A 14,393-nucleotide genomic window follows, 5' to 3' on the forward strand; every position below is an offset into this window, starting at 1 on the left:
CCTGCTCACTACTTTAAGTCGTCATTCTGAACAGCGAGGAACGAGCGTGATTCAGAATCTGTTATCAAAATGCGCTGCGGGTTCATTGCTATGAAAGCCCTTCAGTGCACTTTGCCCTCAGATTCCTAGTCGCGCTTAGGCTTGCTGGAATGATGCGCTATAAGTTTTTCAAATAATCAGAGTCTTAAGATTCTTTTCAGCGAGTACAAACCTAACCGCGTTATTCCCTATAGCGAAGAATGAGTGAGTGGGTAATCTCTCTTTAACGCGAAAGTAACCCTCACAATAAAAGGGCTTCCAACTGGAAGCCCTTGCTGATTACTGGTGATCATTCGCTAGGAACTCGGCTTTCTCAAGTGCGCAGCTAGTACTTTAGTAAACCTCGCAGCCTCACCACCGGTACATGCGCGGTGGTCAAAGGTAATCGACAGTGGTATCGCCTTAACCGCTACGGCATGTCCATCTCGAATCACCACTTTCTCAATGATTCGACCTGCACCCACAATCGCGACTTGTGGAGGCGTGACTACGGGTGTTGCGTAAATGCCTGCAATTGCGCCAAAGTTTGAAAGCGTAATAGTCGCATGTTGCAACTGCTCGCGGCCAATTTTTCTGCCACGAATACCTTGTACCGTTTGGTCTAGCCAACGGCGTACCTCTTGTGGCTCATACTCATCAGCGTGTCGAAGAACAGGCACGTACAAACCGTGTCGGCTGTCTACGGCAATACCAATGTTGACAGTACAGTGGACACAGCGCGTCATGGTTTCTGCGTCAAACCAGGCATTCATGGCGGGCTCTTCCTGACAAGCATGAACGATGGCTTGTACCAAACGGATACTGATATCTTCACCTTCTTTCCAGCCATCTAACACGGCTTCTTCGGTGATGGTAACGGCCGCGACGTTTTGATGAGATTCCGCCATGGTCGAAACCATCGTCCGGCGTGCACCTTTCAGCACTTCGGTCCCTGGGCGTTGTTTGCCAGCTTCGTCGTAGATATCGGAATCGACAATCAAGCCATCAGGCCCACTGCCTGTGACCATGGCAAGATCTACGCCCAGTTTCTTAGCTAGTAAGCGAGCAGAGGGAAGAGCGGTGATCAGGTTGTCTGGTGATGGGTTATGTTCGCCGCCAATCCAGAAGTCATCCACATTCACGCTGTGCGCATGTTGGGATACATTACCCACCACAGTTGCTGCATCAGCAGTTTGTTTTTGCTCGGAGACTGTTTGTTCTGCGCCGGTTTCATCGATTTCCAGAAGCAGAGCACCAATGTTAATTATGTCGCCTTCTTCCCCGTGACGACTCACAATTCTGCCGCTGTATGGGGCAGGCACATCAACGGTCGCTTTGGCGGTTTCTACGGTGAGTACAACTTGGTCGAGTTGGACCATATCGCCAACATCAATGTGCCATTTTACGATTTCTGATTCAGCGAGACCCTCGCCGAGATCAGGTAAATTAAACGTCTTCATTTCCAATCCTCCACGAGTTCGCGTGCGGCCAGCACAATGTCTTCCTCTTGAATCATGTAGTAATCTTCGTTGCGGTAGTACGACATAATGGTATCCATGCCAGTGACGCGTTTTGGTGGCGCTTTAAGCAAGCACATCGCATGCTCAGCGGTTTGAGCTAAAAGCTCAGCGCCGACACCGCAGGTTTTACTCGCTTCGTGCACCACAAGCAGGCGTCCTGTTTTCTCTAATGAGCGGAAGATGGTCGCGGTATCAATCGGTTTGATGCTGGCCAAATCAATCACTTCCACTTCAATACCTTGATTTGATAGTGTTTGAGACGCTTGTAGTGATTCCACCACGCACGCGCCCCAAGTCACTAATGTGATGTCGCGACCTTTGCGTAAGGTAAAGCAAGTATCCAGAGGTAACGCTTCGCCGTTATCAATTACTTGCGATTTTACGGTGCGATAGATGCGTTTCGGTTCGAAGAACATCACCGGATCATTGCTACGAATCGCGGCAAGCAGTAGCCCGTATGCACGTTGAGGAGAAGACGGAATCACCACCTTGAAACCAGCGGTGTGGGCGAACAGTGCTTCGACACTTTCTGAATGATGCTCTGGCGCGTGGATCCCACCACCAAACGGCGCACGGAACACCGCAGGGCAGGTGAGTCGTCCTCGAGTTCGGTTACGTATTCGCGCGGCGTGACACATCAAATGCTCCAATGCGGGGAAGACAAAGCCTTGGAACTGGAATTCTGCAATAGGGCGTAATCCTTGCGTTGCCATACCGACCGTTACGCCACCAATTAGGGCTTCGGCAAGGGGGGTGTCGATAACACGTTTAAGGCCGTATTTTTGTTTTAGCCCAACGGTCGCACGGAATACACCGCCGTTATCACCTACGTCTTCACCGAGGACGACTACATGAGGGTCGCGTTCCATTTCATGATGCAGCGCGAGGTTCACCGCTTCAACTAACGTGAGTTCAGCCATGTTTTCCTCCCTGCATACGCATTGCTTTGTTGATCAGTTCATCCCTTTGCGCGTGAAGCTCTTGTGGAAGAGATTCGTAAAGGAAATCAAAGCCCGTTTCTGGTGCCTGATTTGGCATCTTGAGATAGCGTTCGACCGCAAGTTCAACTTGCTCTTTACAGTGCTCTTGCCACTGTTGCTCTTGCTCGTTGTTCCAAGCGCCTTGGTTAGTGAGGAAGACTTTGAGGCGACGAACTGGTTCGTATTGCCATGCGGTTTGGACTTCATCCTCGTTACGATAGCGAGTAGCGTCGTCTGCTGTAGTGTGGTCGCTTAAACGGTAGCTGATCGCTTCAATAAGCGTCGCACCTTTGCCTTTTCTGGCTCGGTCGAGGGCATTCATTGTCGCATCGAATACGGCAACAACATCGTTACCATCGACAGTAATACCGGGTATACCAGCCCCTTTGGCTTTTTCTGATAAAAACTCAGCGGCGCATTGCAAACTACGCGGGACGGATATTGCCCATTGGTTATTGTTCACCATAAACACCAATGGAATATTCCAGATACCAGCACAGTTAATGGATTCAAGAAAGTCGCCTTTGGAAGTCGCACCGTCACCACACATGACTAAAGCAGCGTCGTGATTACCGTGGATCTTCAATGCTGAAGCGACTCCGACAGCATGGGTGCACTGTGTTGCGATAGGAACGCAGAAAGGTAAATCTCGGCTAGGTATCGGGCTACCTTCTGGGGTAAAAACACTGCCTCGCTCATCACCTCCCCAGTATTGTAGGTTTTTTTCCATACCGATGCCACGACACCACAATGCAGGCATGTCGCGATAATAAGGGATAAACACATCGCTGGTTTTTAGTGCTCTGCCCACCGCAATCCCAATGGCTTCTGAGCCGAGGTGCGAAGGGTAGGTGCCCAGTTTACCAGTGCGTTGCAAGGCAACGGCTTTGTTATCGTAGGTGCGAGTTAATACCATATCTTGATAGAACCCGACCAAGGTTTTTAAGTCAGCCCAATTGGGTAGTTGGCTAACGAGATTCCCATCATGGTCGATAAACCGATGCATGGGTAATGCCTGAACGTTCATCTCAAGCTCCTTTTGACGCTGCGGGTCTTTTGGACTGCAGCTGCTCATTGTTAAATCAAAGCCAATATGAGTACTCAAGCATTGATATCAGCGCAAAAGGCTATACCTAGGGTTAGTGTTCTAATAGTACGCACTTATACCAATGCTGCGTTTAACGAACTTGTGCTTTGGAAAACGCAATGCGTTACTTATTACTGCTGTTTACACCGCCTAATCCAGTAATGATTCTTGGTATAACCAGATACAGTAAGTGTAAACAAAATGTTAATTTATGCTTTAATCCGGGCTGAGCCCAACAGTAAAGTTTTGCTTACACCGTGAGTTGGTAGGCTAATGCACTGGTTTTTAGCGTTATACGTTTTCTAAATTGAATGGAATCACTGAGTTTGACAGGAATGTTGCAACAAAATTGCCTACTCAAATCGAAGCGTTACGAGGCAGTGAGACAGCCTGCTTCTTGAAGTCATTAGGAGATAGAGGTAGTGTAGCGACTCATTAAAGGGAGCATACCCTGAGAATATCATGGAGAAGTTATGTATCACATTCACGTTTATTTTCCGTTGCAACGAAAGGAAGAAGCGCAGGCTTTAAATGACATTATTCGCAGAGAGCGCGAAGATGTGTTGCACGTATTCCCACTTGTATGCAAATTAGTTGGCCCGCATAAAATGCCCATGTTCGAAATGCACTTAGAATCGCTGAGCGAAGAATTTGTTGCTTGGTTAGATAACCATCGCGGGGTTTTCTCTGCCCTCATCCACCCTGTGAGTAATGAAGAGCTGCTTGACCATACTGAGCGCGCGATTTGGCTTGGCCGCGAGCTCGGTGTTTTTGAGGAAAAGCTCGAGGCTTAGATTTATTGGGTAGGCGATGATATTCCCGCCTGTTTGTCCTACCCAGATTCAGCAACTCCTTCCATCGTGTGCTAAACCTTAACAAAGAGAAAAAAATATTATTTGATGTTTAACAGTGCATTAAAACGAGATTAAGCACGATAATCTAGGGAAGTGCAGTTTACGACCCCAACGCCATTGGCAGTGGAAAGGACATTTCTGAAGGGGGTGGGTATGTTAGCAATACTCTTAGTGGCATTGGCGCTGACCATTTTTTGGCTGCTGTTTCGTAACGGCCCTGCTTTTTCTGAGCGCATGCCAAGCAAAAAACGCAATTGGGTTGGGCCTACTACCAACCAAGAAGAGTGGCGAGGCTATTGCTCTGAAGTATTTCGACCATTCAGCTCACAAACTACCTTTTACGCCATTGCGTATTTCGCTAATTTCGTCGCTGCGGCAAATGCGATCTCTTGGTCGATAGTTTACGAAGGTGACTACCCGATCATTATGAGTCGATTTGGCAGTTATTTTATTCTCAATACCCATGATACCTTACTAGTGGCAGGGTTTGTCGCATTGGCATGTTTTATTATAAATTGGCAATTCGCGGTACACTGTGCCGGTATCTTCAGCCAATATTTAGTTCGTGTATTAGTGATCAATCGAACTCGTTTTGTTGCGATAAGTTTGGTGTTTTGCTGTTACTTTTCCTACTTACTTACGATTGGGATTTTTTGGTTATTCCATGATGATTATTCTATTTGGCAAGGACTGAAACTAACGCCAGTGTTCTTGCTACTTGCTCTCTTGATTGCCGTGGTTGTGCCATCCATGAAGAAAGAATAAACACCACGCATTCTGTTTTGTTACTGTATACCCAAGCATCTTGAGGTTATTTGGGTATAGAAATTCCATTGATGTTGAGTTAGCATTGCCGACCTTTTTTCCGTCAGTGGGAGGACTTATGTATATCGGTTTTGACTATGGCACCGCAAACTGTTCGGTAGCAAAAATGGCACAAGGTGAGCCTCAGTTGCTAAACCTTGAAGGGAGTAGCCCTTACATTCCTTCCACTTTAGCGGCACCAACTCGTGAATCGGTATCTGAGCATCTGTTTCGTCATCGCAGCATCAAACCTTTTGATCAGGTAGGCGAGCAAGTCCTGCGCCGCGCCATCAACTTCAACCGTGAAGAGAGCATTGAACTTGAGCCTGAAGATATGGTGTTTGGTCAAGCCGCGTTAGAACGCTACTTGGAAGACCCGCGTGATATCTATTACGTGAAGTCACCCAAGTCGTTTTTGGGGGCGTCAGGTCTGCGTGATGTTCAACTGAGCTTCTTTGAGGATCTCGTTTGCGCCATGATGGATAACATCAAGTCGCAAGCTGAACATGATGCACAGCAAATCATTACCGATGCGGTAATCGGTCGTCCGATCAACTTCCACGGTCGCGGCGGTGAAGCGGCCAACATTCAAGCGGAAGGCATTCTACTGAGAGCGGCAAAGCGTGCGGGTTTTCAAAATGTAGAATTTCAATTTGAGCCAGTTGCTGCAGGTTTAGAATACGAAGCAACGCTGACGGAAGATAAAACCATTTTGGTTGTCGATATTGGTGGTGGTACCACTGACTGCTCATTGATTCAAATGGGGCCGTCTTGGCGTGGTAAAGCTGACAGAACGGCAAGTTTGCTAGCGCATAGCGGCCAGCGCGTCGGAGGTAACGATCTGGATATTGCATTAGCATTTAAACAATTGATGTTCCCATTCGGCATGGAAAGTAAGATGGAGTCGGGCATTCTGATGCCAACGACTCAGTTTTGGAATCCAATCGCGATCAACAATGTAGAAGCACAAAGTGATTTTTATTCTCGTGAAAACCTTGCCGCATTAAAGTTGTTGCAAAAACAAGCGCAAGAACCAGAGAAACTCGCGCGTCTTCTGGAGGTGTACCACGAGTCTCTTGGCTATAACATTGTACGTCGAGCGGAGGAGGCCAAGGTCGCGCTTTCAGATCAACCTTCTTACCGTGCAGGCATCAATCTTCTTTCTGAATTGATTGAGGTCGATGTACTGCGTGATGAAATGATAGAGGCGATTGAATCACCTAAGAATAAAATGACCGCATTAGTGACAGAGGCAGTCGAGCAAGCAGGCGTAAAACCTGATGCTATCTTTATGACCGGTGGTTCAGCGCGCTCACCAATTCTTCGTGATGCTGTGCAAACGGTCTTACCGAATATACCCGTGGTGAGTGGCAACTACTTTGGCTCAGTCACCGCAGGGTTGGCTCGTTGGGCCGAGGTGTGCTTCAAATAGCAATACCCTAATTCAGAGAGTAGGTTGTTCGACAATCGTCATGTTTGCGTGTTGCTAGCTCGTCATATCGATAGTTGTGGTGGTGGTTTTACGTGCTAGTTTTGTGGGATATGAGTTCAAAGTGACTATCTAATCTTCAGTTGCTTGTCGTTAACGGAAATATGACAGTAATCTCGTCGAGGATGCGGTATTCTCTCGCACCTTTATCATTGCCTGAAGCTCCGTTTTATCAGGGTTTCACGGATAATTAAGAAATTCCAAAAATGAAATACGAACAACAGATCGGATATCGATATCCTAAAGGTCGATTTGCTATGGTGAGTGTCTATGCATTCACAGGGGCTGCGATTTTAGCATCGACAATTTTTTCTCTTTTACTGTTTTTGTCTATCGATGAAAACCCGATGATGCAGGCGTTATTTGGTGGTCTAGCCATCATATTTGAAGCTGGTAAGTTTTACGCTTGGTATGAATACGGTGAGCGTCGTGCACACCGAAATTACACAGGCGCACTTACCGCGTTAGTATTTTATTTGGTACTGGCAGCGATTTCGATTGGGGGGAGTATTGGTGGCATTAACAGTGCAACCAATACGGCACAAAGTCATATCTCTGCTGAGCAAGCAAAAGTCGAAGGGTACAACCGTCAAATTACGTCAATCGACAATCAGATTGAGCTTAATAATATGGCGGCGCAGAAGTACATTGAGATGGAGCGAATTGCCACTGGTGTAACGCGTATTCAAGAACAAAATAAGAAGCTACGTGAAGAGCAACAACGTTTAGCAATGGAGCGAGATAGCTTGCCACCAGTTGCACAAGGTTCCGTTATTGGACTCATTGATAGCTTGGCAAAGGCGTTCGGCACAACGTCTTCGCAAGCGCAATTGGGGTTGGTTGTGTTCCTGTCAATATTATTGGACTTCTTTGCTGCGTTCTTCGTGGGCTTGATTGGTGAGGAGCAGCGCTTCCGTCAATTCTTTCATCGCTACGGTGGCGTCACGCTCGCGAATGTTCGAGATATCGAACCAGAACCGGCGGGTTACCTTCCTCATATCAAAGAGGACGAGCAGGTTGATGCGGCACAACCAACGGAACCTGAAGAGTCCAAAACGTTGATAGAACAAGTGAGTGAGGCGCTAGGGGAGCGTCAAATTACCTGTACGAAGAAGGCAGTCTCTAAGCAATTTAGATTGTCAGCAGAAGAGGTAGACAAGGTCTTTGAAAAACTCAGCGAGCTGGGACTTGTCGGTAAAAAAGCCAATCATCATTACCATTGGATTGGATCGGGAACGGCTTAATTTCGAATCAATCAATACCAAAAAGAGCATCTCTTCATAAAGCGATGCTCTTTTTTTTATCCTGAATATGGGTGGACGTCATCCAGCTTAGTCGCCACCAAGTTCAATTTCTTTTGCTAAGTTTTTACCGTGAACAACCACGCCTTCAACTTCGACAGTGGCACCTGCTAGGTTAGATTCTTGGATACCAGTAATTTGAGTATTGTCATCAATCATCACTGTTTTTGTTTGAAAGTCTGGCACATGCTCGGCTTGGCAGGAGAGCACAAAACTACGAGTTGAAGCGTCGTAACTGTTCACTAAGCCTGTACAACCAAACTTTAGTAATCTTTCATGCGAATCGGCGGCATGTGAATCCACGGCATGTGAATCCGCGAAACTACTTGCTGAAGCACAAACACCAAAAAGCATAATCAGTGGCAGTGTTATTTTACGCATTGCTTAATCCCTCATTTGGTTATACGTATTTGAGTGAGAATAGTAGAGAAAAGGGGAATACGCACAAACGAAAAAGCACCACGTGTATGGTGCTTTGATAAGGGGTTAGTCTTCTAGTTCAACTTCGCGAGCAACGTTTTGGTCATTGATGATGATGCCTTCCACTTCAACCCATGCATCGTTGATGTTCATCTTATCGATATTTTCAAAGCGAGTTTGTGCATCGATGATCACTTCATTGTCTGCAATAATTTGTTCTGCGTTATTTTCACAATGAGAAACTGTGAACGATACTAGTTCATTAGTATCTGCGCTGTAAATGGCGTTAGAAACTCGACCTTCACATTCAAATTCTTTACCTTGCCAGTTGCCTTGGTTGTCATCCCAATCTGGTTGTTCAAATTCGATGATAGACGCAATACGCTGATCTGATACAAACTTAGATGTTACTTCAACTTCCACGCCTTGTTTTAGTTTACTCTTTAGGTTCGCATCACAGCGGTAACTATCATCTAAGCGGTAACACGTTGATGAATCAGTCACGAATGAGCCACGGTAGTTTAGAGTGAAGCTTGGCGTACTTGTATGCAAGTCCTCAACTGAAGTGACAATACCTTCGATATCACTGTCATCAAATGCATCATCAATGTCATAGCCGTCTAACTCAACTTCCGTTGCGACGAAGTGGTCACCTGAGCTGTGGCCTTCAACCTCTACCCATTGTCCCACTTTCAAGCCAGCATGAGGCAGGGCTGCGTTGCTGTAGTCAACGTTTATGTTTGAGCCAAGCACAAACATCGCTTCGTTTGCGTTCATTTGTGCAATTCGACCTTCAATTTCATAGTGATTTGCTAGTCCCGGATACTCATGTTCTACATCAATCTCAACAACGGAAAGAACCTTGTAACCGGCATTTGCTGTTGGTAAAGAAGAAACTAAAACCCAGCTTCCATCATCAATACCAGAAGTTTTTAAATCAGAGTATACGAGTTGAATACCGTTGATAGAGAATATTCCTTTATCTTCATCAATAAAGTTGATTCTCCCTGCCATTGTCGGTTCTAGTGTAACTGTTGCTGTATTGATTTTCTGCGCAGTGTCAACTCGAACTACCATGTTTTTCATAGCATCAGTGAAAGTAAATTTTTCCAATTCGATGTTGTTAAACTTCACATTTGAAACAGTGAACTTGAGCCCGTTTACGGTAATTTCGTTTCCATTAACGTCCTCAATAGAACCAGTCACTGACGCAACAGTTGGTTCGGTTACAGGTGGCGTCACTGAACCACCATTGTTGTCACCATTGCCACCACCAGAACCGCCGCCACAACCAGACAACGCAAGACCTACAGCAGAGACAAGTAATAGTTTTTTCATGATATCGACCTAAATTTGAAAGCTTATTTATTAATTTGGTTGTATCTTATGTTTTGTATCGTGAAGTGATCGTGAAGAAACGTGAGCCCTATGAAAATTTTGATTGTTGATGATAACCACAATGTTTCCGAAACCATTGCGGACTATCTAGAGCTCGAGGGAATGACGATTGATTGCGCTTATCATGGAGAAGCAGCGCTAAATTTAGTTCAAGAAAATCATTATGATGTGATCATAATGGACATCATGATGCCGAAGTTAGACGGTATCAGCACCGTACAGAAACTTCGCCAAGATCACCTTTGTGGTACCCCAATCTTATTCTTAACCGCGAAAGATACTTTGGACGACAAGGTAGCGGCATTTCATGCGGGTGGAGATGACTACCTGATGAAGCCATTTGCCATGCAGGAGTTGAGTTTACGAGTGCATGCGTTAGCGAACCGTGGGCCGAGACAAGATATCGGTACACTGAAATTTGCTGATATCCACCTTGATGCCCGTACCGATCAAGTAACGCGCATGGGCAAGGCAATTAAGCTCAGCCGCATTCAAACCAAAATCCTAAAACTGTTGATTAAGCGTGCACCCGCAACGGTTTCTCGCAATGAAGTGATAGAGAGTGTATGGGGAGATGAGCCCCCAGGTAGTGATGCGCTACGTAGCCACATTTATGGCCTACGAACAGCACTAGATAAAGGTTTTGACGATTCCAGATTAGAGACCATTCATGGACAAGGTTACCGACTCAAAGCATAGCCAATACCCAAGTATTTATCGCAAAATACGTTGGGGCTTCGGCTTTATGACATTTGTGATGTTTACGTTATTTTGGTCGCTGATTTATGTGGCAGAGAACAAATTAGAAATTCTTAGCTTACATCACTGGCTCGATACTGAAGCAGCACTGTATGAGGATAATTTCCAAAAACTGGGCTGGGGCGCACCTTTGCCGAATGTGCTTGAGTTTGACTCTTACTGGAGTGAGGCGCCGACGCCTAGTTGGCTACTGGCCTTTAAAGCGCCAGGTTTTTACGAGTACCTTTTAGGCGATGAGGATAAGCACTTTGTGGTGCTTGAACATCCATCAGGTAAAGGGCTTATGTATATCGTTTTTCATGATGACTCAGATGATTACTTGGATGAATATGAAAGTTCTCTGCATCAACTGACGTTTCTTCTTGGTGGCGTGTTCTTATTTTTCATTATGGGTTACAGCATTTACATGGTGCGCAGCCTATCGCGTCCGCTGTCTCAAATTGAACAAAAAATTGGCCAAATGCCACCAGATCGCCCAGCGTTTGAGGTGGATACGAAATTCAGTGAAACGCGCCATATTGAGCAAACATTGTTGGATAGCAAAAGTGACATTGCTGGTTTTTTCCGTCGTGAGCAAGAATTCAGTCGATTTGCTTCTCATGAGTTACGCACACCAATTATGGTCATCCAAGGTTCGACGGATATTTTAAGTCGCATACCGGAACAACCAAGAGTTGCGCAGAAGGCCATTGCGCGAATGCAGTTGGCGTGCGAAGAAATGCGAGTGCTCACAGAAGCCTTTCTTCTTTTGGGTAAAGAGAGCGTTGAGTCGCAGCATTTTGGTGATCACGCGCTGATAGCTTGCCTCAATGCGCAGCTTGAAGAACTGTCGCCTTTGTTTGCAAAACAGGACTCGTCGTATCAACTGGTTGAACTGAATAGTGGACAAGTACATGCGCCAGAAAGCTTTGTAACGATCGTCATCAATAACCTGATTAAGAATGCGTTTAGCTACAGTATCGGTGATATCCAAATCGAGCTGGATGGTACGAAGTTAACGATTGTTAATCGCCATGATGGTAATGAGACTTACAATGCAGGTTATGGATGTGGGCTGGTTATTGTTGAACGAATTTGTGAACGTATGAACTGGCAATTTGACCTTGCTGATGATGGCGTTAGGTTCTCCGCACAAGTTGATTTCATTTCATTGCAAAACCGATAGCCATCTCATTTTACTTCGTCTATTACCCAAAGCCAGAGCCTGTCCTCTGGCTTTTTTGTTCTAACCCTGAGTGAAAGAATAAAAAATTAAGATTTGAATTAGACTAAGTAAGTGAAAGAAAAAACGCAAGGAGTGACTATGCTTTCGTATCAGGTCAGTAGAGGCATTGAAATCGATAAAACTCAGGTTGAAATCATTAATTATATAAAGGATTTCAAGAGTTGGCCTGAGTGGTCCCCTTGGCTCATACTCGAACCCAACTGCGATCTCACTTACAGCCCTGAACAAGGGCGAGTTGGGTCAGGGTTCCAGTGGAATGGTACACGTATCGGTACCGGAGCTATTGTGCTTGAAAGCACTCAGGCTCATCGACTGGATATGGAGCTGCATTTCTTTCGTCCTTTTAAAAGCCAAGCAAAAGTGACGTTTCTCGTGACACCGTTAAATAAAGGCTGTCTTGTTGAATGGCGAATGCAGTCGCGTGTTCCTTGGTTCTTGTTCTTCTTGAGAGGCATGTTTAAATCGATGGTGGAAATGGATTATGACCGAGGGTTGCGTATGCTCAAAAGTCAGTTGGAAACTGGAAAAGTGCTGTCAGAACTCATCGAAATAGGGAGTCGAAAGCAAGGAGAAATCAATTACATTGGATTATCTGGGGCTGGAGTCACTCAAGAAATTGGCCCAATAATGCAAGAGAATGTCGCGCGCTTATATGAACTCGTCGAACAAAATAATGTGCGAGTGACAGGTGAGCTGTTCAGTTTCTACTTATCAATGGATATGAAGCGAGGCTACTTCGAGTTTATTACTTGCTTACCTGTTGAAGAAGGAACCAGTGCAATCGGTGACGTTGTGACTGGTACTATCCCGGCCTGCGATACCTTTGTGGTAGAGCATCAAGGAGAATATGTGTTTTTGGGCAATGCTTGGTCGATGGCGATGAGCCTTACACGGTATGACGGTATTAAGGTGAAGAGTAAACCGCTTGGTATTGAGCGTTACCTGAATAATCCTAACGACACGGAGAAAGCGAAGCTTCGTACTGAGGTGATACTCTTTCGAAGATGATTACCCCAAAGTCATTGTCGCGGAACCAAACATCTCGAGGTCACTTGGTTATACTCGTTGTAAAAATATTAACTAACATCCCTTTTCATCCTAACTGCATGATAGTATTAGGTATACAGAATGATGAATGCCTCAATGGCAACATCGCGTTATGTCATGGATGAGATATGAAAACGAAATACGCCTTAATTGTAGCCTGCATTTTTGCTGGCTTTGCTCACGCAGACGATACTCCTAAAAATATCATTTATATGATCGGTGACGGCATGGGGCCTGCTTTTACCACGGCGTACCGCTATTACCAAGATAACCCAGATACCAAAGAAATTGAGCCCACTGTTTATGACGCGATTTTGGTTGGTATGGCAAAAACCTATCCAGATGACGATACTTTTGTCACTGACAGCGCCGCCAGTGCAACAGCATTGAGCAGCGGTGTTAAAAGTTATAATGGTGCGATCGCGGTGGATAGCGATAAAAAGCCAGTCAAAACCATGCTAGAAATAGCAAAAGAACAGGGCATGACGACGGCATTGATCGCGACTTCTCAAATTAACCATGCAACACCTGCAAGCTTCGCCGCTCACAACGAATCACGCCGTAACTACGATGAAATTGCCGATGATTACTTAGACAATGAAATTAAAGGCCATTTGCCGGTCGATTTATTGTTAGGTGGTGGGGTTCGTTATTTTGAGCGTGAAGATCGAAATTTGGCGGAAGAATTTAAGCAGCAAGGCTACCAGTACCTAACGGACTTTGAAGCTCTACCATCTTTGCAAACCTTGCCTGCCTTGGGGTTGTTTGCGGATAAAGCTTTTCCATTTGCATTGGATGAGAACCCAACGCGTTTAGAAGTGATGACGAACAAAGCGTTGTCTTTGTTGCAACGTACAGATAATGGTTTCTTCGTCATGATTGAAGGCAGCCAAATTGATTGGTGTGGCCATGCTAATGATATCGCCTGTGCGATGGCAGAAATGGATGATTTCGCGAAGTCTATTGCACTCGCCAAAGCGTATGTTGATGCGCATCCTGATACCTTGCTGGTAGTGACGGCTGATCACTCAACGGGCGGCTTAACAATTGGGTCTGACGGCAAATACCGATGGGATACGGAGGTAATCAAAGGCGTACGCCAAACCGCATGGCCGTTGGCAATGGCTTTAGCAAAATCGACGGATATTAGACAAGCATGGTCTGAGTCTGTTGATTGGGGGTTGTCAGACGAACAATACCAACAATTGAAGCAAGCTAAGCAAAGTGAAGAGCCAGTCAAGGCACTGTATCAAGAAGTGAAAGATGTGATTAATAAGCAGAGCTATACCGGCTGGACGACAAAGGGTCATACCGCGGTGGATGTGCAAGTTTTTGCCTATGGTAAAGGATCGCAAAAGTTTGTGGGTTCTCAGAACAACACCGATATTGCAAAGCAATTGATTGAATTTATCCAGTAGGTTGCCATAGGGAAAGGAGTTGTATCGTTGAGTGCATCACGCTTTCCTGCTTAACACTGAGTGACACTTTCAG

The 14,393-nt window shown here is 45.6% G+C and carries 13 protein-coding genes; 8 read left to right on the forward strand and 5 right to left on the reverse strand.

What is annotated here, in order from left to right; all coding sequences use genetic code 11:
- Positions 1 to 335: 335 nt before the first annotated feature.
- The 3 genes from AK965_RS18875 to pdhA are packed head-to-tail and all read right to left on the reverse strand — an operon-like array spanning position 336 to position 3,545.
- A complete protein-coding gene (locus AK965_RS18875) occupies positions 336 to 1,478 on the reverse strand; it encodes a dihydrolipoamide acetyltransferase family protein (protein WP_172438196.1) in 1,143 nt (380 codons plus the stop codon).
- Positions 1,475 to 2,458 carry an alpha-ketoacid dehydrogenase subunit beta gene (locus AK965_RS18880; protein WP_099081059.1) on the reverse strand — a complete coding sequence of 328 codons (984 nt, stop codon included), beginning with the start codon at positions 2,456 to 2,458 and terminating at the stop codon, positions 1,475 to 1,477. The genes AK965_RS18875 and AK965_RS18880 overlap by 4 nt, the downstream gene beginning before the upstream one ends.
- The gene (gene pdhA, locus AK965_RS18885) at positions 2,451 to 3,545 is read right to left on the reverse strand and encodes a pyruvate dehydrogenase (acetyl-transferring) E1 component subunit alpha (RefSeq protein WP_099081060.1); all 1,095 of its coding nucleotides are present in this window, start codon (positions 3,543 to 3,545) and stop codon (positions 2,451 to 2,453) included. The genes AK965_RS18880 and pdhA overlap by 8 nt, the downstream gene beginning before the upstream one ends.
- A 533-nt stretch (positions 3,546 to 4,078) precedes the next feature.
- Here pdhA and AK965_RS18890 point away from each other — a divergent pair.
- The 4 genes from AK965_RS18890 (at position 4,079) to AK965_RS18905 (ending at position 7,996) form a co-directional block, all read left to right on the forward strand.
- Positions 4,079 to 4,399 (forward strand): DOPA 4,5-dioxygenase family protein, encoded by a 321-nt coding sequence (locus tag AK965_RS18890; RefSeq protein ID WP_099081061.1) that lies wholly within the window; start codon positions 4,079 to 4,081, stop codon positions 4,397 to 4,399.
- 213 nt (positions 4,400 to 4,612) lie between these two features.
- A complete protein-coding gene (locus AK965_RS18895) occupies positions 4,613 to 5,224 on the forward strand; it encodes a hypothetical protein (protein WP_099081062.1) in 612 nt (203 codons plus the stop codon).
- Between the two features lie 118 nt (positions 5,225 to 5,342).
- Positions 5,343 to 6,695 carry a molecular chaperone gene (gene yegD / locus AK965_RS18900; RefSeq protein ID WP_099081063.1) on the forward strand — a complete coding sequence of 451 codons (1,353 nt, stop codon included), beginning with the start codon at positions 5,343 to 5,345 and terminating at the stop codon, positions 6,693 to 6,695.
- Between the two features lie 263 nt (positions 6,696 to 6,958).
- Entirely contained in the window at positions 6,959 to 7,996 is a 1,038-nt protein-coding gene (locus tag AK965_RS18905; protein ID WP_099081064.1) for a Preprotein translocase subunit SecY, read from the forward strand.
- An 87-nt stretch (positions 7,997 to 8,083) separates the two neighbouring features.
- Here AK965_RS18905 and AK965_RS18910 read toward each other — a convergent pair whose 3' ends face one another.
- Both AK965_RS18910 and AK965_RS18915 read right to left on the reverse strand, forming a co-directional pair.
- The gene (locus tag AK965_RS18910) at positions 8,084 to 8,434 is read right to left on the reverse strand and encodes a DUF5666 domain-containing protein (protein ID WP_099081065.1); all 351 of its coding nucleotides are present in this window, start codon (positions 8,432 to 8,434) and stop codon (positions 8,084 to 8,086) included.
- Positions 8,435 to 8,539: 105 nt separating this feature from the next.
- Positions 8,540 to 9,811, reverse strand: a complete 1,272-nt coding sequence (locus AK965_RS18915) for a DUF5666 domain-containing protein (protein ID WP_099081066.1) — start codon at positions 9,809 to 9,811, stop codon at positions 8,540 to 8,542.
- Between the two features lie 90 nt (positions 9,812 to 9,901).
- Here AK965_RS18915 and AK965_RS18920 point away from each other — a divergent pair, with 90 nt between their 5' ends.
- From AK965_RS18920 to AK965_RS18935, 4 genes are all read left to right on the forward strand, one after another.
- Positions 9,902 to 10,570 (forward strand): response regulator transcription factor, encoded by a 669-nt coding sequence (locus AK965_RS18920; protein ID WP_099081067.1) that lies wholly within the window; start codon positions 9,902 to 9,904, stop codon positions 10,568 to 10,570.
- The gene (locus AK965_RS18925) at positions 10,542 to 11,795 is read left to right on the forward strand and encodes a HAMP domain-containing sensor histidine kinase (RefSeq protein ID WP_099081068.1); all 1,254 of its coding nucleotides are present in this window, start codon (positions 10,542 to 10,544) and stop codon (positions 11,793 to 11,795) included. Before AK965_RS18920 ends, AK965_RS18925 begins: the two co-directional genes overlap by 29 nt.
- A 138-nt stretch (positions 11,796 to 11,933) precedes the next feature.
- Positions 11,934 to 12,863, forward strand: a complete 930-nt coding sequence (locus AK965_RS18930; RefSeq protein ID WP_099081069.1) for an SRPBCC family protein — start codon at positions 11,934 to 11,936, stop codon at positions 12,861 to 12,863.
- A gap of 167 nt (positions 12,864 to 13,030) precedes the next feature.
- A complete protein-coding gene (locus tag AK965_RS18935; protein ID WP_099081070.1) occupies positions 13,031 to 14,320 on the forward strand; it encodes an alkaline phosphatase in 1,290 nt (429 codons plus the stop codon).
- The last annotated feature ends 73 nt before the right edge of the window (positions 14,321 to 14,393 follow it).

The organism is Vibrio sp. PID17_43, from assembly GCF_002608565.1.
Classification (GTDB): Bacteria; Pseudomonadota; Gammaproteobacteria; order Enterobacterales; family Vibrionaceae; genus Vibrio.

Coding starts and splice junctions, on each gene's coding strand:
- AK965_RS18875 (WP_172438196.1), bottom strand. CDS start 1,478: ATGAAGACGTTTAATTTACCTGATCTCGGCGAGGGTCTCGCTGAATCA.
- AK965_RS18880 (WP_099081059.1), bottom strand. CDS start 2,458: ATGGCTGAACTCACGTTAGTTGAAGCGGTGAACCTCGCGCTGCATCAT.
- pdhA (WP_099081060.1), bottom strand. CDS start 3,545: ATGAACGTTCAGGCATTACCCATGCATCGGTTTATCGACCATGATGGG.
- AK965_RS18890 (WP_099081061.1), top strand. CDS start 4,079: ATGTATCACATTCACGTTTATTTTCCGTTGCAACGAAAGGAAGAAGCG.
- AK965_RS18895 (WP_099081062.1), top strand. CDS start 4,613: ATGTTAGCAATACTCTTAGTGGCATTGGCGCTGACCATTTTTTGGCTG.
- yegD (WP_099081063.1), top strand. CDS start 5,343: ATGTATATCGGTTTTGACTATGGCACCGCAAACTGTTCGGTAGCAAAA.
- AK965_RS18905 (WP_099081064.1), top strand. CDS start 6,959: ATGAAATACGAACAACAGATCGGATATCGATATCCTAAAGGTCGATTT.
- AK965_RS18910 (WP_099081065.1), bottom strand. CDS start 8,434: ATGCGTAAAATAACACTGCCACTGATTATGCTTTTTGGTGTTTGTGCT.
- AK965_RS18915 (WP_099081066.1), bottom strand. CDS start 9,811: ATGAAAAAACTATTACTTGTCTCTGCTGTAGGTCTTGCGTTGTCTGGT.
- AK965_RS18920 (WP_099081067.1), top strand. CDS start 9,902: ATGAAAATTTTGATTGTTGATGATAACCACAATGTTTCCGAAACCATT.
- AK965_RS18925 (WP_099081068.1), top strand. CDS start 10,542: ATGGACAAGGTTACCGACTCAAAGCATAGCCAATACCCAAGTATTTAT.
- AK965_RS18930 (WP_099081069.1), top strand. CDS start 11,934: ATGCTTTCGTATCAGGTCAGTAGAGGCATTGAAATCGATAAAACTCAG.
- AK965_RS18935 (WP_099081070.1), top strand. CDS start 13,031: ATGAAAACGAAATACGCCTTAATTGTAGCCTGCATTTTTGCTGGCTTT.